This window comes from Blautia hansenii DSM 20583, from assembly GCF_002222595.2.
GTDB lineage: Bacteria > Bacillota > Clostridia > Lachnospirales > Lachnospiraceae > Blautia > Blautia hansenii.
This window is the reverse complement of sequence record NZ_CP022413.2, coordinates 203,482-223,655: the sequence shown is the minus strand read 5'-3', so window position 1 is coordinate 223,655 and position 20,174 is coordinate 203,482. Positions and strand designations below refer to the sequence as shown.

Here is a 20,174-nt window from a genome sequence, read left to right as displayed (position 1 = left end):
CCTAAACTGTAAATTGGTTCAAATTTCTATTTGTTTTCTTCTGGAAATCCAATCTTTCCACCATATTAAATAAGGGATATCGCAAAACAATTTCTGTCTTCGGATGTTCCATGGCATATATCCTGATTCTCTCTTTATACTCACATATTTCCTGATAATTGTTGTGATCAATAAATAGCACCGGATACTGCTCTGCTGTTTTTTTATTTCTCAATTTTTCCATTCCACTTTCAAAAGTATCACATCTCTCTGTTCTCGTAACTTCCCGTATGAAACGCTGCTCTAAAGGTTCTTCTATACGGTTCGTTAGAAAATAACATTGTTTCTGCTTCAATGTTTGATATGGATAATAGTGATTCAAAGTGTTGAGAGTAAACTGTAAAATTGCCTGTTGATACTGTTTCTCATAGTTACTCAAATAGCCTGTTACCACAGCACAGGCAAGGCTATTTCCTGGATGTAGAACCGGTATTCCTAAGTGATATAAAAAGAAAAGCCCACAAGAAAAAATTACATCATTTTTCTTTTCATCATATTGAAGCACTTGTACCGGTTTTTCCATATCCAGGCATCTTACTCCCATTACAAAGGGGAATGAAGCTGGATAGGTTGCTTCTGCTTTCTGATTGGAATATGCAGCCACAATCAAAATCCCCTTTTCTATAGCTGCCCTACACACTTCCTCGATTTCTTTGTGATACTTGTACTCATCTCCCATACTCATATTAATTATATCTACCTGTTCCTCTATCAGTAATTCAATACCTTCTATCATATCCAGAACCGTACTCTTTTTGTTCTTCCTCACAATGGGTACCAGAACAATTTCCGCTTCCGGGTTTTCCTTTAAAATAAAAGAACAGACATATTCCGCATGGGTAAATCCAAAGGTATCTTTACTGTATTCCTGACCATTCCACTTGCAGTCTATTTTTACAATTTTCTTATCCAGAAAAAAAGGATTATCAAAAGATCCATTGGAATCCAACACACCTATCCTCACTTTTCACTCACCTGCCTTATATGCATCTTTTCCAAATCCACGATAATATCCGCTTCTCGCAATTCTTCCAGATTATGCGTAGAAAAAATAATAATTTTCTCCCTTGATAATTCATGCAATAATTGATAAAAACGCCCTCTTCGCTTTTCATCAATATTTGCTGTCGCTTCGTCAAAAATCAGAATTTGTGAATTTTTCAAAATATTCCTCATAATATCCAAACGTCGCATTTGTCCCTCTGAGAAATTGCATGGATCTATCTTTATCTCGGTATCCCATACCATTTCTAAAGTATGCATTTCATCATACAAATCCAAGCACTTTGCCACCATATCCATTTCTTCCTCCGAAACAGTATGTAGTAATCCCATGTTCCGTCTTACTGTATCATTGAAGAACTGTGTACGCTGCATAACATATCCTGTATTTTCCCAATAGCTGTTAATATCTAATTCCTGTAAATCTGTGTTATTTACAACTACTTTTCCCTCTGTCGGCTGATACACACCTGTTATAATTTTGAACAAAGTGCTTTTACCCTGTCCACTTTTCCCATGAACACCGTAAAGAGTGCCTTTTTCAAAATTCAAATTGAGGCGGTCAAATACCTTCTTATTTGACTCTGGATAAGAAAAACTCATCGCTTCTAAGGAAATGTTGTTAACTGTTGTTATTTTCTTTCTGTCTCCTTGTTTCTGATCCGGATACTGAAGCAGACCATTGATATCCTTTAAGGAAACTACGGCTGTATGGTACTCGTTAGCAAATTGTGCAATTCCAATAATAGGATTCATAATAATTGTCTGGTAATTCATCAATGCCATAATGGTACCTATGGTCATATTCCCTTTAAATACTTCTTGTGCACCTACTACCCAAATTATGACTGTTCCAATAAACTGAATTACAAGTATCGTAGATGTATTCAATATGTACAATAAATTCTGGCGATTCGTCTCTTTTTTATATTTCTGGTTTTTCTCAAAGTACCTATCATGCACATATTGCCCACATTGAAAGAGTCTTGTAATAAACCAATTATCATAGGTATTTGTCAGCACACTGGTGATACTATTGTATCCTTCCAGAACTTGACTACTGGTTTCCTGTATCAATTTTCCTAGTATTCTGCTGATAAAAGGAACGCTGACAAGTAAGATAATATTAGATACGGCAATTCCCTTATGGATAGAAAACATATACGGAGGAACCACTACCAGGATAACAATGTTAGAAATCAGTGTAATAATGCTTGTGATTCCACATTGTTTCACTGCTGAAACATCTTTATCCACTTTTAGCAAAATGTCACTTAGCTTTATCTTCTCAAAAAAATTTACGCTTACTGTTGATAATTTATCTTCTACCTTTTGTCGCATATCTGCTGCTATCTCTTCCGATATGACAGCCACAACATAACGCTGTACATAATTCATAAGGTAGTTTAGAAGTAACATTCCCAGGAACACCGCCAGAAGAAGCATAAATGCAGATAAACTGGTACCATGCGGATTTCCCAAATCATCTATCACTTTTCCCTGCAGCTCTGGACGCACCAAAGAAACCCCAGCTGTTAACACAATTATCGCTATCGTTAAAATGTAATAAGGTAGTAGCTTTTTCTTAAAAGCATACTCTTTTAAAAATCCAAGATATGGGCGTTTTTTTTTACTTTTCATTGCTTAACCTCTGGGCAATCTTCTCACCAAACTCACTGAATTTTAAATTTTCCTCCTGGATATAGTCTATATACATGCCTAATTTTTCTCTAACTATTTCAATCGGCTGCTGTAAATAATATTCAAGAATTTGTACCATTGCCTTATAAAAGATATGTTCAAAGATGCACTCTGCATCCGATGGTACATTAATCTTCCCTGTATTGACAAAATTCATATACCCACATTTCATACCATGACAAAAATCTCGGATTGTGCATCCCTTACATTTCGGATCGTTTTTATCAAAATTAGATATTGCTATTAATTTTGCCCTTCTTATGTCGATACCTTCCTTGATATTTCCTATACAATATTTTTCATTACTTGTAAGAAATCCGCATGGGTATATCTGACCATTCGGAAATACCTTAAAGTTTCCAATTCCAGCATCGCACATGCCAAAGCAGTTCCCAAAATCACACAGCATATTAAACATTTTTCCATCAAATTGATCAATGGTAAAAACTCTGCCCGCTGCAGCCTCATTCAAATAGTACTGCAAAATTTGTCCCACCTGCTTTTCAAATTTTACCTTCAGCTCATCAGATATTTTTAAATATACATCCATAATCATACAGATGTTATCCAGATTATGCTCATGCAAGTAACGGATATTTTCGAACATAAACGGAATGGTATTTTCTGTGACTGTCATTCTTACAGAAAAATTCAATCCACTATCCTTTACCTTCATGATATTCTCAAAAATTTTGCCATAGCAAGAAACTCCATCTTTTGCAATTCTGTTTAAATCATGGGTTTCTTTATTCCCATCAAAGCTGAGGCGTACTGTAAAATGATATTCTTTCATAAATGCAATGAACTGATCATCCATTAGGGAACAATTGGTAGTAATATAATACTTTACTTCCCTTTCCGGATAATTATTTTTGATATAGGATACTGCTTGGTAAATTAAGTTTTTCTTCAGCAAAGGCTCACCGCCTAAAAAATCAATCAAAACTTTCCCTCTATCCCCATAATTCATAATAAACTCCAAAGAATCCACAAGTGTTTTTTCATTCAACTGATAGTGGTTATGATAGTCCTCATAGCAATATTGGCATTTTAAGTTACAATCTGTCGTTATATAAAGCGTAAAACTAAACATTAATATTTCTCCTTTGCTTGTATTTTAAAAATAATTGTAACCAACTTTTCGCATTTATCCATATAATTTGCTTATTTTATATATTTCAGTGCTTACTCTAAAAAGATCCTGGCATTTGATTTCTCAATACCAAGATCTTTTTAACATTATTTATAAATTCCAACTTCCTTACCAAATTTATACATATATTGTGTTACTGTCTGTATAGCATGCTGTACAGATTTTCTACCTGCACTATCATAGGAACTTTCCTTTTGAGCCTCCGCCGCAAGCCCTTTCGCATATTTTGCTGCTGAATACATCAAATCTCCTGTTGATGTATTTAATGCAGTTGTATATACGGAGGAACCAAACGAATTTCCTGCTATTGTGTAAGATTTACGGTTTTTATCAACATATTTTTCAAAAGCGGAATGATTGCTGTTTACTGCTGTCAAGTTCGATGCATGATGCGGTTCGTTTAAGTCCGATACATAATGGGTGCCTTTTCCTAAGTTTGACATAGCCAATTGTACATCCCCTGCACGATACGCATTGACTGCTGCCTGAAAATATGACTCTGCTCTTGTCCTAGCTGTCGGAGATTTTTGACCAAGCCAGTTTTTTCCAGTATCAGGATCATAAAAGTGTCCTGCAAAAGTTCCTGCATCTGTTTCATTTCCAAGTTTATCCGGCCAGTCGGTTGCCTCCATAAGAATAGATGAGTTAAGCTCACCATTGAATGCACTATTTCCCTTATCATTGCTCAGAATTTTAAGTGTGTTTGCAACAATATACTGATGTGTATGATCTACACCACCAGACGAAAATCTTTCATCTGGATTTGTACCATGCTCAATCGGAACTCCTTCCCCGTAAAGTTCATCAGAACCATTCGCAATATCCTGCACTTTTGTTGGAAGTTCTGGCTGTTCCGCTGCCATAACTGGCATCGTTCCCAATAAAGCCCCCACTGATACCATGGCAATAAATAGTTTCATTTTTTTTCGCATACCCATGCCTCCTCTTCTTTTTTCTTTATCTTACATCTTAATGTAAAAAAGAAAACAATATTTGACTAAATTGCGTTTTTTTTACCGTATTTGGATATAAAAAAGTGATACTTACTTTCGTAAATACCACTTATTATTCTATACTTCGATAGGAATAAGAATCGATACTGAAAACATATCATCCACCACATTAAATGATACCTCTCCCCCATATTCTCTCACAACACGCTTAATATTCTTCACTCCAAATCCATGATTTTTTTTATCTTCCTTTGATGTTTCCATTACCAAATTTCCACGTAAAGCTTCTGCCTGGCTTTCTCTCAAACTGTTTTCACATATAATAGATAGAAATCCTTTTATTTTTCTAGCCTTTAGCTGTACTAAACATTCTATTTTCGGATTATCCGCTTTCATGAGTTGGCATTCTCGTAGTGCATTGTCGATTGTATTTGAGACAATCACACATAGATCTTCATTTTTAACTCGCTTAAATGGTGTAAAGTCTGCAAATACTTTAAACTCAATCTTTTTTTCAAGAGCTTCCAGTCTTTTTGCATGTAATAGGTTATCAAGAAATGCATTACCTGTTTTATAATAGCTTTGATAAATGTCCAACTTACTTTCAATTCCATCTATGTATTCTTGCTTCTGTTGATAATCCACATTCCCTCTTAATGCCTCCAAATGATTTTTAATATCATGAGAAATCTTTCTAATGTTTTCCATATCATTGGATTGTTTCATATAATAATCGTATTGTAAGCTCATCTCGCTAATCTGCAAGTTCTTTTCATTCTCAATCTTTTTAACATTCAAATAATTTTCAAGAACAACAATATTACAAACAGTCCCCATAAACACCACAATACACACAGCTATAATAGTTATTATTGACCATACATTGTCAACAATCATCCTTTTGTCGTTATATAACTGATCCGCACATATTGCCATTACTACTATATTGATAAACAACGGAATAATAATTGTAACAACGTTCAGTCCAGAAAGTAATAATGGGATTTTATTTACAATCTTTTTTATTACTAAATTTCCAATAATAATTACTATTTCAGCAATCAAAATCATATGGATTTGATATTTTTCAGACAGATCTGCTAATATTCCATCACTGCTATATCTATAGAAAAAAATGCAACTAATCAGTTGACCTAAAAGTATAACTGATAAGAAAACGCTCCCAAGTAATAAACAATATTTTATACTATACTGGAATAGAAAATGTCCTATAATCATAACTATAATGATAATGCTTACATAATTATATACAATATGTAGTTCTGCTCCATTCGCCATCATTCTAAAAAGCACTAAACTCACAACGCAAAAAATTAACGAATACTTACTCCTTACAGCATTATACCTTCTACTTTTTCTTTCACCGAGCATGAGATATAATATTAATAAAATATTGAGTACAGAAAATATGTTTTTTAATATAACTTGTCCGTGCACCTTAAACAGCTCCTCCCCGTTCCGCCATTTTCTTCATAAGGTTCTGTTTTCTGGAACGTGTAATATATATTTTGTTTCCAGAATAAAGTGTTACAGTGAGATCATGTAATGATTCTATGCAATCTACATTGACAATAATTCCGTTATGGCAACGAACAAAGAAGAACTGTTCTAATCGTTCTTCCAAATCTTTCATCTTAAAATATCCTGCTTCTTTCTTTCCACTTCTTAAATGAAACAGTACTTTCCGATTTATTGTTTCAATATATTCGATATCTGAAAGAAATAGTTTAAAATAACCTTTTTCATTTTTTACTGCAATATATCTCTGTTCATATGTATTCAGTTTTCGTAGTGCCCGGTTCATTTCACAATTTATTTGGACTTGTGTAATCGGCTTCGTAATAAAATTTTGCACGTCATACTTATAACCAGCTCCCAGGAATTCATTATGCGAAGACACAAAAAGAACAATTGACTTTTCATCATGCTTTCTTATAATATCCACTAATTCCATACCATCCATAGCTGGCATTTCTATATCTAAAAAGAAAATCTGGAATTCTTCTTTTAAAGATTCCATTAACTGCAATGGCTTAGTATATTTTTTTATTATAAAATCCTGCTCATTTTTCTTTTCATAAACTTTTAACATTTTTTCTATTGTATCTATAAAACATTTTTCGTCATCACATATCGCTATTTTTATCACTTTCATCACCCATTTGTCTTTTAAACATATTTTCTACTTGTGCTTCACTTAATCTTCTGCCAAGCGTTAGCAAAGTGGTCTTATTTGCCTCATCGAGTTGCTTATATATTTCCCACAATTCTTCTCCCTGTGAACTAAACAAATTATTCTGTTCTTCATAAATAAGAATGTCAATAGGAACATGGAATATATCTGCCAATTTTATCAAAAGATTACAAGGTATGTTTTCAATCCCCGCCTTCTCAATCCTACTGATTGTTTGCTGACTGGTTCCCAATTTTTCGCTTAATTCGCTTTGAGAAATTCCTAATTCCTTACGTTTCTTCCTAATTATGTTCATTTTCATCACCACTTTTACTATCATTTTAATCAAATACCAACATATCAAGTATTTATGATGTCTCATAATAAAAATAACGCATTTTTACTAATTTATCAAGTTTATTTTATCCTATTTTTTTATCATACTTATTCCATAAAGTTATTTTTTTCTTTTCAAAATAGCACATATCTGGATTATATCCATTTATCTGATTACTGTATGATAGATTGTTCATAATACATTTACAGCTCTGACATTTGGCATGTATATTACACTTTAAACAAGCATTACTTTGGTTTGCTAATTCCCGATATTCTTTTATTTTTCTTACGGAGAAACCTTTCTCCACATCTCCTAAACACCCACTAGACTCTAAATTAGCTGCACATCCATAAATCCCACCATCTGTTTTCACATATATTTGGATTAACCCCACTCCACAGAATCCGGAATTCACGTATTCTTCTCCATATTTTTTTAAATCCAATATTGGTGCCCACAAAAATGCTTGTCCGTTCTCTTTTTTCTTTATATAATAACATAAAATATTTTCCCATTCCTGCCCCAATTTATCTAATTGCTCAACAGTCCACCTATGTGTAACATCTATAGAAGAATCTACGATACTAAAATGTAAATCTTCTACTAGATGTTTAACAGACTTAAAAGCTTCCCAGTAATTATTCTGAGTAACTACATGAGCGACCTGAATATATTGTTTTGTTCTCTCTTCGTACTCTCTAAAGTAACTTATGTTCTGCATTATATTCCTATAACTTCCTATACCATGTTTTGTTTTGCGATTTCTGTCATGAGTTTCCATTGTTCCATCTATGCTCAATTTTAAATGAACTCTATTATTTACTAACCATTCCAAAACTTCATTATTCATAATTGTACCATTCGTGGTAATAGAATAAGAAACCGCAATTGTTCGTTTCGCAGCCTCCTCTTCAATATATTCGACCAATTTCTGTAAAAGTGCAAAACTAATTAACGCTTCTCCTCCTACAAAATCAACCCACAATCTTTTATCCTTATGCTTTTCTACATTTAGAAAAGCTATTTCTAGCCCTTTACAGGCAATTTCTTCGGGCATTATCTGATTTGTTTTCTCTCCAAGATAGCAATAGTCGCATCGTAAATTACAAATTTGATTTACCTCTAAAGTAATCGTATACATCTCTTTCCTCCAAAAAAGTAACCGCACAGCCTATCCATTTTTCAGATAGGTATGCGGTTCTCTAATTTAGCTTGCTGCATTAATATAAGATCCTGGGAACGGCCAGGGACAATCAGTTAAACATCTCTGTGTTCTTTCTGAACAGCCGGAATAACTTTCTATTTCTTCTTCTGTTATCTCCACTTCTTTTTGATATTCCTCTGTTGTTTTAATTTCCTGCATATCCTTTCTCTCCTTTCAATATCAGTAAGTATGTCCAAACTATACTCTGCTTTTTCCTATATATCAACATTCCATGTCTAAATCGACTTTTTTTTTGCATAAAATATTCAATCTATCTATTTCCTACATAAATAGCTAATTCTTTCATAAATTCTTCTTTTTTATATTGACTCACCGGAATCTCTTTTAACTGTTGATTCTTATCCTTAACGAGTACACTATCATTCTTTAAACCTTCTACATAATCAAAATTTACTATGTAGCTGTTATGACATCTGAAGAATAATTTTCGGCTTAATCTTTCCTCCAGTTCCCTCATCCTTTGGCTACTTTGTATTTCTCCCTTATTCGTATGCAGAATCAATAGTTTGTTCCTTACCTGTATGTAGATTATATCTGAAAGCTGTAGCGTAATCAATCCATCTTGGCACTTCAAAAATAATTTTTCCTCTGCACACAACAATTTCTTTTTATATACTTTATTTAAAAGGTGTTCTACCTTTTTATATAATAATGGCTTTGATAAGAAATCCTCTGCATCCACTTCAAAACCTTTCCCTGCATTTGATATTGTGTAAAAGGATGTACAAAATACTATTACAACATTTTCATCTATACTTCTAATTCGTTCTGCTGTTTCAAACCCATCTAATTCCGGCATAGAAACATCCAAAAAAATTATGTCAAACTTTCTCTTTTGAAAGTTTAATAACAATTGTGAACCACTTCCGTATGCAGTAATTTTAACCTTTATATGGTTTTCATTACCATAACGTATTATATAGTTCTCCATTTTTTTGTTATAGTCTGTAATGTCATCACACAATCCTACTTTAATCAACCTATTCCCTGCCTTTCTGATGTGTCAATAATCGTTGAATCAAAATATCTATTGTTAATTTATTTTCCTCACAAAGATTTCTATATTTTTCTAATAATGCCCATTCTTTCTCCGTTATATTTTGTTTCTCATCATGATTTCTGTTTATTTCATCTAAACCCTTTTTATTCTGTTCCCTTCCCATGAATACATCCTCCTTATCTTTTTATAATAAATGTCCTCATTGATACTAGTCTAGTTTTCTTGTATAGATTGCCTTTTTTATTGCCTACTTGGTAATCACAACATTCTTTTATTATCGTTCAGCTCTCTATGATATACGGAAGAGGCGTACCTTACCAGTCACGCCTCTTCCTATACTACTATAATACTATTCTACATCTCTAAAATACCGTATGCACTTCAGCAATTCTGCTGTTAATTCCTGATACAGATCTTCATCAAAAATCCCTTCTACCAAAGCATTTTTAATTAAAAGTGGCCGGTACATTTCAAATATTTCCAGTATGGCCTCTTGATTCCCTTGCCTTGCCCGGTATAACAATTCTTTAAAATTCATGATTTCTTTCCTCCCATTCTCTTGCGTATTTTCCGGATAGCCCAATAATATGCACCTTTACACCGTTCTTCCGGCATCTGATTCAAGATGCTCATTTCTTTAAATGTACGTTCCTCAAATACATGCTGATAGATAAGCTTTCGTTCTTCCTCATGCAAAGAAAACATGGCTTCCATAAGGTTTATGTCCGTCATCCCATTCCATTCTGGATAAATCCCCTGTGCTTCTTCCATGAGCAGTCGCTCTTTCTGCTCCAATTCCAGCCTTTCCTCTGGCGAAATATCCGTATCTGTAAATTCTTTATCTTCCAGATTTTCCTCTGCAAATAATATTTTCTGCTGCTTTTCCAGATACCGAAGTCTTTTTCCTCTTATAGATGCCAACAAGTACGCAGTAAAATAATTTCTTGTCTTAGATCCGTGATATTTTTGTTCTTCTTTCATTTTCTACCTCCGAAATTTGAAATCAATAAGTTTCCAAACTTCAGAGGTGGAGATCTGCATCTATGAAGGATATTTTTATTTTGGTAAAAGAAAACGCCGAACCACATTTCTTCTGGCTCGACATCTTTCTTATCCCATGCATCATCCTGCACGATGACTTCATATATTAACGCATATACTGCATATAAATAACCCTTTTGGCACCCCTGCAAAAGCAAGATTTTTTTGACGAATCATTACACAAGTGCCTTGTCTTTCCTTGCAGCATAGATGCTCCTCCTTTGTAGGTTCTCCTGCCCCGCAATTCACATTATATTGCGTATCTTCATGCACTATAATGCGTTTCTCTTACTATCAATCTACGATAAAATAAAACAATAAGTGAGGTGATGCGGATGCTGATGGATACTGTCAAGAAAAAATTAGGCTATATGGTAAGAAGTGAAAGAGAAAGGCGTGGTCTGTCACAATCAAGACTTGCAGAACAAGCCGGTGTGTCCACCCGGACCATTTCTGATATTGAAACCTGTAATGGCAATCCGGAACTTGCAACTTTAATCCCAATCGCTCAATTTCTGAATATTTCAATTGATGCAGCTGTTCAGGATGAACGAAAGGAACCGGACACTACTACCTATCAGATTATGAAAGAACTGCAAAACTGCTCTGAAGATGAGCGGCAAATTGCCCTACGCACCTTGCGTGGGCTTCTTTCTGCATTGAAAGAAAAGGATCCACTCAATTAAGCCTTTTTCTGACAATATCTGACTTTTGATTATACGGATGAAATCTGTGAGAAACCTGTGCGAAATCTGTGGGGTTCCTGTGAATTGGCATAAATGTGCAACAAAAAAGAAGCACTCAAAATCCGATGCTTCTTTTTTCTTTTCTATCTATTTCTAAATGCACTCATTGCATCTCTAACGCTTTTGGCAACTTCAGGTGCAAGGACAAATTCAGATACCTTCTGTTTCTCTATTTCTTCTTCCACTTGAACATTCTCCTGTTTTGAAGAATAGTTCTGCATTGCTTTTTCCACTTCTTGCTTTACCAATTCCAACATCATAATCTGCAAAGCTTCTTGGTTCAATACAGCCCCTTCTTCTGTTCTGCCGCCATCTATATGAGTTACCACTGCTGATGCAATTAAGTCGGCTTTATCCCTTACGGCGTTTAAAATCTCTACTGCACGTACATGAGTTGGTTTCGTTTTATCAAACCCAAGTGTGAATTTATAAGGATTCTTTTTCTCCACATTAATCACACTCCTCTACATAATCTGAAACAGTCTGTCATATCCTTTGGCATTGGCAGAAATATCCTCAATAAAGGTATATTTCCCCAGACGGTCTGATTGTTCTAGGAAATGGCTCAATAGCTTTGCCCCGCCTCCAATAAATACCGTATATGCTGCTTTGGTATCTATGCCTCTTTCTCGAATACTGTTCAGCAGATCCTTTACAAAATCTTGCACCATGCCTTCTGTCATACGGACTACAGCCTCTTCATAAAACTCTGTGTTTCCCTGAAGGATACTGTCAATATCACTTTCCTCTAACAAAATATCATATTCACTGTTAATCCCGGAAATAATCTTGTTATACATGGTAATCACGCCTTTTTCCATGGAATCACAGGCTTCCATATCCGGATTACCTTTCCGCATCAGAAGATAGTCTGTAGTAAATCCTCCTATATCAATTCCTACTACTTTGGGAATCTGCTGTAGCTTTTCAATCATAGTCATCATAGCCGCATAGTCCTGTGGAAATGCCATTACCTCTCCAATAGTGATATGATATGTACTACCACAGTAATTGATATCATAGATTTTCCCTTGCCTTTTAAAATATGATTCATACCGTTCACAAAGTTCTGCATAATGCTTGGGTGGCAGCCCAATCGGAAGATCCACTTGAATGACATCCTCTGGCTGAATTTGAGGGTTTTCCTCCAGCTCTTTTACGATTGCAAATAGAGTAAGGATAAAAAAACGATCATCCTGCGTTTTATCTCTTTGATAAGGAATCCTATTTTCACTCAGCACATAATACTTTCCCTCATAGAACAGGAACTTTTCCCCTCTGGCAGGCTTTTTATCCTGAATGGTAAGCCCTGTCGTAAATACCTGGGAACAGGTTTTCATATTTCTATTACCATGGTCTACCGCAATCCGAACTTTTTTTATCATAAAATCATCTCTCCTTTTTTCTTTATACTTCTCTTGTACGCAGAACTTCCGTACAAAGCAACTTTTTTTCAAAAAAATTCTGTCTGCGGAATTTTGCCACAGACAGATGCATTCTTCCTATACAATGATTTTTAACATTCATCTTTACCTACTATACATTTCCAGTCCTCATTTGAATTATTTCTCTTTTTAAAAATTAATCTGTTCTGCCTTTTGAGGCAAAATCTTTTTAAACAGTTCCATATAGCGTTCGTATCCGGCTGTAATCAATGGACCACGAAGTGATGTTTCTGACCAAAGTAGCAGTTCTTCTTCCTCTGAATAATACGGAATATTACTAACTGTAAATTTCCCGCCGAAATAATGGGGTGTACTGACTTTCAAAAAATCCTGCATATCCTGCTTTGTCGATACCAGTGGCAAACCTTCCATTTTTCGCACAAAAAAAGCCTCTACCACATTGGGTAAGAAGCCTTTCTTTAAATAAGCATTTGCTCTGCCAAATATTGGGGTTAAACACTCCAGCCGTACTTCTCTTTCTTTTTCGCTGCAAGTTGTATCTAGCACAACCTCTACCAATGCCTTTGCATATTCAAAATCTAACATCTGTTATTCCTCCATTTTTATTTTCTGTTTCAGTTTTCCATGTACTAAATAGCGATAATCCTTTCGGGTATTTACACAAGTTGATAAGGTCACTACCTGATCCTCCTTGGTAACTGTCATCCCTGTGTTATACTCAGCACTTCTTTGTAGTGTTTCCAGAAAAACTTCATAGTCCTCAGAAGTAGGAAAATCATAAGTATATGCTGGATGATCCGTCGGTGCTGCATAACAGGAAAAAATCTGATACTCATAAATATATCCTGTCACATACATATAAAAATAGGGATAGTTTCGATAAAGTGCCTGTGACTGATACTGATCTAGGGTTCCAAACATGCTCCCATCCTTCATATTATGCCCATAGATAATGGAATTTCTGTCTGATAAATCCTCCTGGTTGTGAAAGTCCATAAAAATACTGCCACTTTTATGATTTTCTCCCGTAATCAGGTGATGTAGATAATAGTCATTATCCCTCCCCTGGACTACCGGATAACTAATTTCCAAACCAGGAATCTCAATCCATGCAATGACATCTGGATTGATTTCTTCCAGCTTGTTAAAATCCACCTGTAGGAATCCCTGCTCTGCGACCTCCTCTGGTGTTTCCCCTGGAACCGCTTCTGGTGACAGGTTTTGATCCTCTATCTTTTGTGTAAACCCTTCCATCTGCTCATAGACTTTTTGACTTTCCTGATAATTCAAATAAATTTGCAATATCCTTCCTCCTGCAAATAAAAAAACAGCAATGGCTACAAGCATAAATATACCGTAAATTTTCTTTCGTTTCATCGAATCCTCCTCTTCCATAAGACCGGACAACTTGCCCGGTCCATATTTACCCCGTATTTTTCAATACATAGTAATAATCATCAATTCCTTTGATCTGCCCATTCCACTCACCATAAGAATCCATGTCCCAAACCATACGGCTCATGGAAATAGACAATCCACTACAGATTTCATACACCTTTCTACAAGCGTTCTGTAGAATCTGCCGTTTCTGCATCTTATGCGGACAATAAAAAGTGGCTAGTTTACGTTGACAGGCATCACATTTCTCAGAATCCCCATCACAATATACCTTCATTTTTTTATCCATATCATAAGCTTCATATAGGTGCTGCAGATGCCTGCTTTTCAGTGTTTCCAAAACTGGCTTTAAATTTCTGTACTGATTGACACCTGCAACGCAAATGAACGTATCTCCAGATAAATAGTGGGCTATCGTACCTTTTAATGCACCTTCTGTTAAATAGATCTGTTCTGCGTCCAGACTTCCTATGACATGTACCGGACTCCCTGATGATACTCCATTTTGGAATTTCACACTGGAAAGCCAGATATACTTCCGTCCCTCCATTACCTGATCCAACCGTATCTGAAATCCTTGTATTTTTCCTTCCACGGATCGAATCGGTATCAAAATCCCAGAATTTTTAGAAGTAAAATTAATTGTCCATTTCCCATCTTGATCTTCATAAAATCCTGGCACACCTTTTACCGTCTGTCCGGATTCCAACAGTTTTTGTACCATATTTTTAATTCCAAACAACGGTACACTACGATACCTCTGTATCTCGATCTGTTCTTTCGTCAGCCCTCTTTTTTTAAGATCTTCCTGATGTTTATCATTTAAGGTCAATAACGACAACATTTCTTGATATGTTCGGTCAATGACATCTGCATCCGCTAACTCGGCATTGAAAATTTCTACAGGCTCTTCTTTATGAACTACCTGATAATCCGTCCGGTATTCCCCCTTTCCCAGAGCTTCCCGGATCTGTCGGTTTGCCTCTGCACTGGAAACACCATGCAGTCTTCCGTATAATTCTAGCATTCCACCTGAAGCATCACACCGATTACACCGGAACACATTTTTCTGAAGATTAACATTCATTTTCCCTTTTGTTTCTCCACAAAATGGACAATTCACATCCATTGACGAAGAATTTTTATGCCGTACTCTAAGTTGCAGTAAATGCACGACATCTGTGATATCGTAGCTAAAGCCTGACATATCATACACTCTATGGTTCCTCCTTTCTTCCACAGCCTTTTTTGGCTGTGGAAAGAATGTTAAGCCGGCTATTTGCTATGCCTTTGCAAGAATTACTCTGGCTGCCGCCGGTATGAAATGGTTCTGTCCATGATACTGTTCTGCGAACCATTGCAAGCTGGAAGGACTTTCTATTGCAACCTGTCCCATGGTTTTTCCACTAAATTTTCCCTGTCCTGTTACGGCTACTTGTATTGCCTGCTCATAACTCATCCTTTTCACCAGTTCTTCCACTGGCATATTGGGATCCAGAAATTGCGGCTTAGAAGGCATCTGCTGCATAACTGGTACAGATCCAGTTGCCGGAATCATTACCGGATTTGTCATCTGTCCTGTACCCGTTCCCCCGCCAATCGTATTTCCATTGGCTTGTGCTTCTTGATAAAACTGTTCCATCATCTGCTGCCCCGGAGTTGCTTGAAGCGGAAATGATGGCATGGTTCCTGCTGACTGATTGGGAGTCTGCTGCATTCCTGGTGCAGGGGTTTGTGCTGGCATCGCAGTCTGCATCTGTGTTCCCTGATTTACAGGAATTCCTGCATCTACCTGCATTGGATCATTTCCTTCCCCTACATCAGCAAATTGCAGACCATACCCCGCATCTGCCAAAGCTCGCCCAATTGCCGCTGTTTCTGCCATTTCAAGAAATTTATCCCCAAACTGTGTATCTGCTGTACGAAACTTCTGTGAAAAGGAATTGGCAATATAATTATCTTCCTGATCACACTTATCCAGATAAATTCTGGCTTCTACGACTGCCATATTTTCGGTAAAGTGAACAATCCGGCTGATAATCTTGCCTGTAGGATTTACCAGACGGAACCACAGCTTCCGATATTTCACATCCAGATACCGTTGTTCCTCCTGCCCTTCATTAGAAATAACTCTGGCAAGTTCCAGAGGATAAAATCCTTCCACTTTATTCAGTTCTTCTACTGCTTTTGACTTGTTATATAATAATTCGCTCATTGCCTGCTCCTTTCTTTGGAACCGGCAGGACATCCCTTCATAAAGTAATAACCTGCCAATTCCCAACATTGAACTATTTTGCTATTTTTTTACACAGCCCTGTTGTAAATTGTTGCAGGAATCCGTCTGTTTTCCTGTCTCTGATACCTTTCACAATACTGTTGTATTTTTACTGCCAGCATCGTCTTTCTGGTTCCCGTATCATCTGTGTGGATTGCCTGACAAACGGCTTTCCATTCCCCAACAATATAAACACGCTGTTTTGCCCTGGTGATTCCCGTATAAAAGATGTTCCGCTTCAGCATGGGATAAAAAGCTTTTAACCACGGAATGATGACCACCTGGCACTCGCTTCCTTGGCTTTTGTGTATGGTTACGGCGTTTGCATGTTCAATCATTTCCACCTGCTCTGCCTCATACTTCACCCTGCGGCCATCTGTAAATACGATTTGAACCAGAGGGTTATTGTCCTCATCTTCAGCAATCTGTACCAATGTACCCAAATCTCCGTTACTGGCAAATTCTGTATTCTTGTTTTGAAGGATTCTGTCACCTTCCCGAAATATCTCACCGCCAAGATGAAGCTCCCTTTTTCCGGATACAGGGGGATTTACCTCGTCCTGCAGACTGCGGTTCAGTTCCAAGACACCGGCTGCACTTCTCACTTTATATGGAGAGAGTATCTGTACTTGCTCCATACCATACATCTGAATTTCCTTGAGATAGATATTTTTAACAATTTGTGCCGCCGCATCTGCTCCTGAACATTCGACCATCTGGAAATCATCCCCCCATTGCAGGTTTGTCTTTCCTTCATTGATAAGTTGAGCATTTATGGGGATGTTGCTGTCCTTCCCCTGGCGATATACCAGATTTAAAACAGTAACCGGTATTTTCCCGCACAAGATAAGCTGCCGGAACACATCCCCAGCTCCTACTGAAGGAAGCTGATGGACATCCCCGACCAAAAGCACCCTTGCCCCTGCCTTTATCTTGTAAAAAAATTCATAGGCAAGGTGCATATCTACCATAGATACCTCATCCGCATTAATAAAATCTGCGGATAGTTTATCCGTAAGTGCTTCATAATCACCGTCACCAAAAAGCCCCAGTGCCATGTGCATAGTAGTTGCATCTCCATTTCCAGTACTCTCTGCCATTCTCCTTGCAGCACGTCCAGTCGGTGCCATCAGTTTGACTTCATTCCCACATTTTTTCTGATAGATATACAAAATGACCTTCAAAACCGTTGTTTTGCCGGTTCCAGGTCCTCCAGTAATAATGCAGATCGGGTTTGCAAAAACCATACGCACTGCTTCTTTCTGCTGTTCGGATAATGTTATGTTTAAATCCTCCTGTGCTTCCTCCAGTTCCTTTTCAATCGTAAGAGCTGGAATTTGCTCGTGCAATTTTCTTGCAATCATAGAGGCTGTATCCTCTTCTTCCTGATGCTGTTTGGTAATGTAAACCCTATTCTCTTCTACTACGATACTGTCCTGCATGACCAGACGATATAACACTTTTAAAATCTCTGTTTCCGTCACCGGCTGAAGATCCGGTTCTTTATTCAGAACCTTCAATGCATCTTTCACCAGAATTTCCTGCTCCAGATATAAATGTCCGTTCTGCTTCATGGCTTCCCGCAACACATAGCTGACGCATCCGGAAATACGCATAGGATCATTTGTTGCAGCACAGCACTGCCTTGCAATGGCATCCACAGTGAGAAAACCAAACCCTTTGACTGAGCAGAGTATATAAGGCTGCTTCCGAATGATTTCTACGGATTGATCCCGAAACTTCTGAAGAATCATATTTGCTTTTTTAGGCGTAACATGAAACGGTGATAAAAAAGTCATCAATTCCCGGAATACTTTGTTTTTTCCAAAAGAATCCACAATACGGTCCAGTTTTTTCTGAGATATCCCCTGAATCTTTAATAATTCCTGTGGATACTTTTCCATTACCTCCAAGGTATCCAGACCAAAACGATCGACAATCCGTTCTGCCGTTTTGGGACCAATTCCCTTTAAAGAACCACAAGAAAGGTATCCTAAGATACCTTCCCTTGTTCTAGGTACAACTTCCAAAAAAGTTTCTACCTTGTATTGTGTTCCATGGGAATTTGTCTCCCACTCGCCTTCCATTTCTATTTCGATTTCATCCGTAAGAGGCAGGTCATATCCTTTTGCAGTAAACGCAATGATTTTTTTGTCTGCCCAAAATTTATCTCTGGCAGAAAGAGGAACCTCATGATCCAGCGTGGAAAATAATGCAACCGTATATCCGTTTTCCTCATTTTGAAAAATCTTACGTATATATTTGCACCTCATCGTCTATACTCCTCCAGTTCTCTACTTTCATCAATTCGCCTGGTTTCATCTTGGAATCATACCAATAAACGTCCTTTCCTTTCTCGAATGCTGTCTGAATCTCTCTTCTCATTCCTTCGCTAATGCAGGAGCCACAAATAATTAATACTTCACATAAATCCAGCATCAAAGCTCCAATCTGCATTGCAGTCTCACGCTCTTCTGGGATACGGTCATCCAACATTAACGGAAGATGAGCATGTGAAGCAAAAGTACGGCAATGATACAGCCGTTTCATCTGCATGAGATAGTATTTTGCCAATTCCATATTATGCTGCACTCCCTCTGGATTCCGGGCAGACAGCGGAGAACAGATATATGCCTTTTTTCCTTGTAACATTATGCAACCTCCTTTTTAATCCGGAAAATCCTGCTTTCTGTAGTGCTTGTGTATTCTTCGTAGATATCCGGATGCTGATTTTTCAGCTTCTCCATATTTTCTTTTCCAATCTGGGTGCGTATCGTAGGATTATAAGTAATCCGGTAACGGAAACTCCCATCCTCGATCACTGCCTTACACCCTTGTCCAAGAAGCTCGACAAACGGTACACTCAATGCACGTTGTTCCGCTTCAATCTCCTTTTTTCTCTTTTCCAATTGGGATTTTTCTTCAGATAATTTGAGATATTTTTCAAGACTGCGTGATTCCAAGCTAGATATGCTGATTTCAGGAATTGATTTGTCTGCGTAACCATTATATTTCCGGATACTAGCCAAAATGAGATCTGGCTTTCCGGAATACGGTGGTTCTATTTTCTTCTCCACATATTCCTCCCAGAAGTATTTCTCCTGGTCAATGAGTTCTTCTTCCTCCATTCTATCTCGTTCCAGACACCGGTAAACAAATTCATTTTCATTGTTTCCATAAAGGCAAGCAATATATGCCTTATTCATATTCATGACTGCAAGATAATGACGAACCTGCAAAACATAGTTTTCAGGAATCCCATCATCTGCCCATTTGTCTTTTGCATTGTAATTACAGGTTTTACATTCCAAAATCCCAATGCTGCCATCTGGAAAACGGATAAAGTAATCCACATCCGCTAACATAAACGGATATAGCGGATGCCGGAACATTTTTCGTACAGGGAAAACTTCAAGTCCAGTCTTCTTGGCAAAAATCATGGCAACCAAATCTTCCAGGCGGTGTCCCACTTCTTTCGCTACCCAGTTTTCTTCCTCTTCTTCGATTACTGGCGTAACACCAATTTTATCGAAATACAAATCCCTGATTGTCGCAAATGGGGATAAGCCCATGATTGCCGCTGCATCGCTTCCACCAATACCAAGACGCCGGTAATCCAACCAATCTTCTCGGCTCAAATCTGCTGTATCAACAAGAACTTCCGGCTGATAATTTAATGCTGTATTCATCTCATTTCCTCC

The 20,174-nt window shown here is 37.0% G+C and carries 23 protein-coding genes; 1 reads left to right on the top strand and 22 read right to left on the bottom strand.

The genetic code is table 11. The features are described 5' to 3' along the window. Nucleotide 1: 1 nt before the first annotated feature. From CGC63_RS01100 to CGC63_RS01040, 13 genes are all read right to left on the bottom strand, one after another. Complete coding sequence (locus CGC63_RS01100; protein ID WP_235812408.1) at nucleotides 2-991, bottom strand: S8 family serine peptidase; 990 nt, start codon at nucleotides 989-991, stop codon at nucleotides 2-4. Nucleotides 992-999: 8 nt separating this feature from the next. Then, nucleotides 1,000-2,682, bottom strand: coding sequence for an ABC transporter ATP-binding protein (locus CGC63_RS01095; protein ID WP_004223797.1), 1,683 nt, complete (start codon nucleotides 2,680-2,682; stop codon nucleotides 1,000-1,002). Next, the gene (locus CGC63_RS01090; protein WP_004223800.1) at nucleotides 2,672-3,835 is read right to left on the bottom strand and encodes a radical SAM/SPASM domain-containing protein; all 1,164 of its coding nucleotides are present in this window, start codon (nucleotides 3,833-3,835) and stop codon (nucleotides 2,672-2,674) included. The genes CGC63_RS01095 and CGC63_RS01090 overlap by 11 nt, the downstream gene beginning before the upstream one ends. Before the next feature lie 146 nt (nucleotides 3,836-3,981). Then, nucleotides 3,982-4,827, bottom strand: coding sequence for a zinc dependent phospholipase C family protein (locus tag CGC63_RS01085; RefSeq protein WP_227218293.1), 846 nt, complete (start codon nucleotides 4,825-4,827; stop codon nucleotides 3,982-3,984). A gap of 138 nt (nucleotides 4,828-4,965) precedes the next feature. After that, a complete protein-coding gene (locus CGC63_RS01080) occupies nucleotides 4,966-6,306 on the bottom strand; it encodes a sensor histidine kinase (protein WP_052530473.1) in 1,341 nt (446 codons plus the stop codon). Nucleotide 6,307: 1 nt separating this feature from the next. Further along, nucleotides 6,308-7,024: a LytR/AlgR family response regulator transcription factor gene (locus CGC63_RS01075; protein WP_004223809.1), complete on the bottom strand. Its 717-nt coding sequence runs from the start codon at nucleotides 7,022-7,024 to the stop codon at nucleotides 6,308-6,310. Next, nucleotides 6,996-7,424, bottom strand: a complete 429-nt coding sequence (locus CGC63_RS01070; RefSeq protein ID WP_242970503.1) for a helix-turn-helix domain-containing protein — start codon at nucleotides 7,422-7,424, stop codon at nucleotides 6,996-6,998. Before CGC63_RS01070 ends, CGC63_RS01075 begins: the two co-directional genes overlap by 29 nt. Before the next feature lie 40 nt (nucleotides 7,425-7,464). Next, nucleotides 7,465-8,523 carry a radical SAM protein gene (locus CGC63_RS01065; RefSeq protein ID WP_004223812.1) on the bottom strand — a complete coding sequence of 353 codons (1,059 nt, stop codon included), beginning with the start codon at nucleotides 8,521-8,523 and terminating at the stop codon, nucleotides 7,465-7,467. 66 nt (nucleotides 8,524-8,589) lie between these two features. Further along, a complete protein-coding gene (locus tag CGC63_RS01060) occupies nucleotides 8,590-8,745 on the bottom strand; it encodes a hypothetical protein (RefSeq protein ID WP_004223818.1) in 156 nt (51 codons plus the stop codon). A gap of 112 nt (nucleotides 8,746-8,857) precedes the next feature. Next, a complete protein-coding gene (locus CGC63_RS01055) occupies nucleotides 8,858-9,586 on the bottom strand; it encodes a LytR/AlgR family response regulator transcription factor (RefSeq protein ID WP_004223821.1) in 729 nt (242 codons plus the stop codon). A 1-nt stretch (nucleotide 9,587) separates the two neighbouring features. Beyond that, entirely contained in the window at nucleotides 9,588-9,770 is a 183-nt protein-coding gene (locus tag CGC63_RS01050; RefSeq protein WP_004223822.1) for a hypothetical protein, read from the bottom strand. 186 nt (nucleotides 9,771-9,956) lie between these two features. Then, nucleotides 9,957-10,145 carry a helix-turn-helix domain-containing protein gene (locus CGC63_RS01045; protein WP_004223825.1) on the bottom strand — a complete coding sequence of 63 codons (189 nt, stop codon included), beginning with the start codon at nucleotides 10,143-10,145 and terminating at the stop codon, nucleotides 9,957-9,959. Beyond that, on the bottom strand, nucleotides 10,142-10,588 hold the full coding sequence (locus CGC63_RS01040) for a sigma-70 RNA polymerase sigma factor region 4 domain-containing protein (protein ID WP_004223827.1): 447 nt from the start codon (nucleotides 10,586-10,588) through the stop codon (nucleotides 10,142-10,144). Before CGC63_RS01040 ends, CGC63_RS01045 begins: the two co-directional genes overlap by 4 nt. A 395-nt stretch (nucleotides 10,589-10,983) precedes the next feature. Between CGC63_RS01040 and CGC63_RS01030 the strand changes: the two genes are divergently transcribed. After that, on the top strand, nucleotides 10,984-11,334 hold the full coding sequence (locus CGC63_RS01030) for a helix-turn-helix domain-containing protein (RefSeq protein WP_004223831.1): 351 nt from the start codon (nucleotides 10,984-10,986) through the stop codon (nucleotides 11,332-11,334). Nucleotides 11,335-11,477: 143 nt separating this feature from the next. Here CGC63_RS01030 and CGC63_RS01025 read toward each other — a convergent pair whose 3' ends face one another. The 9 genes from CGC63_RS01025 to CGC63_RS00985 all read right to left on the bottom strand — a co-directional run bounded on the left by CGC63_RS01025 (nucleotide 11,478) and on the right by CGC63_RS00985 (nucleotide 20,162). Next, a complete protein-coding gene (locus CGC63_RS01025; protein ID WP_227219350.1) occupies nucleotides 11,478-11,843 on the bottom strand; it encodes a stage III sporulation protein AF in 366 nt (121 codons plus the stop codon). A 15-nt stretch (nucleotides 11,844-11,858) separates the two neighbouring features. Continuing rightward, nucleotides 11,859-12,779, bottom strand: coding sequence for a ParM/StbA family protein (locus tag CGC63_RS01020; RefSeq protein WP_233447355.1), 921 nt, complete (start codon nucleotides 12,777-12,779; stop codon nucleotides 11,859-11,861). A gap of 189 nt (nucleotides 12,780-12,968) precedes the next feature. Further along, the gene (locus CGC63_RS01015; protein WP_004223840.1) at nucleotides 12,969-13,385 is read right to left on the bottom strand and encodes a hypothetical protein; all 417 of its coding nucleotides are present in this window, start codon (nucleotides 13,383-13,385) and stop codon (nucleotides 12,969-12,971) included. Between the two features lie 3 nt (nucleotides 13,386-13,388). Next, nucleotides 13,389-14,177, bottom strand: a complete 789-nt coding sequence (gene srtB, locus CGC63_RS01010) for a class B sortase (RefSeq protein WP_233447356.1) — start codon at nucleotides 14,175-14,177, stop codon at nucleotides 13,389-13,391. 46 nt (nucleotides 14,178-14,223) lie between these two features. Then, on the bottom strand, nucleotides 14,224-15,405 hold the full coding sequence (locus CGC63_RS01005; RefSeq protein ID WP_330368584.1) for a CHC2 zinc finger domain-containing protein: 1,182 nt from the start codon (nucleotides 15,403-15,405) through the stop codon (nucleotides 14,224-14,226). 75 nt (nucleotides 15,406-15,480) lie between these two features. Next, complete coding sequence (locus tag CGC63_RS01000; protein ID WP_172620975.1) at nucleotides 15,481-16,413, bottom strand: hypothetical protein; 933 nt, start codon at nucleotides 16,411-16,413, stop codon at nucleotides 15,481-15,483. An 89-nt stretch (nucleotides 16,414-16,502) separates the two neighbouring features. Next, nucleotides 16,503-18,746 (bottom strand): SF1B family DNA helicase RecD2, encoded by a 2,244-nt coding sequence (gene recD2 / locus CGC63_RS00995; RefSeq protein ID WP_004223849.1) that lies wholly within the window; start codon nucleotides 18,744-18,746, stop codon nucleotides 16,503-16,505. Next, nucleotides 18,724-19,125: a DUF7768 domain-containing protein gene (locus CGC63_RS00990; protein ID WP_004223852.1), complete on the bottom strand. Its 402-nt coding sequence runs from the start codon at nucleotides 19,123-19,125 to the stop codon at nucleotides 18,724-18,726. The genes recD2 and CGC63_RS00990 overlap by 23 nt, the downstream gene beginning before the upstream one ends. Next, entirely contained in the window at nucleotides 19,125-20,162 is a 1,038-nt protein-coding gene (locus CGC63_RS00985; protein WP_004223854.1) for a YqaJ viral recombinase family nuclease, read from the bottom strand. The genes CGC63_RS00990 and CGC63_RS00985 overlap by 1 nt, the downstream gene beginning before the upstream one ends. Nucleotides 20,163-20,174 lie beyond the last annotated feature (12 nt).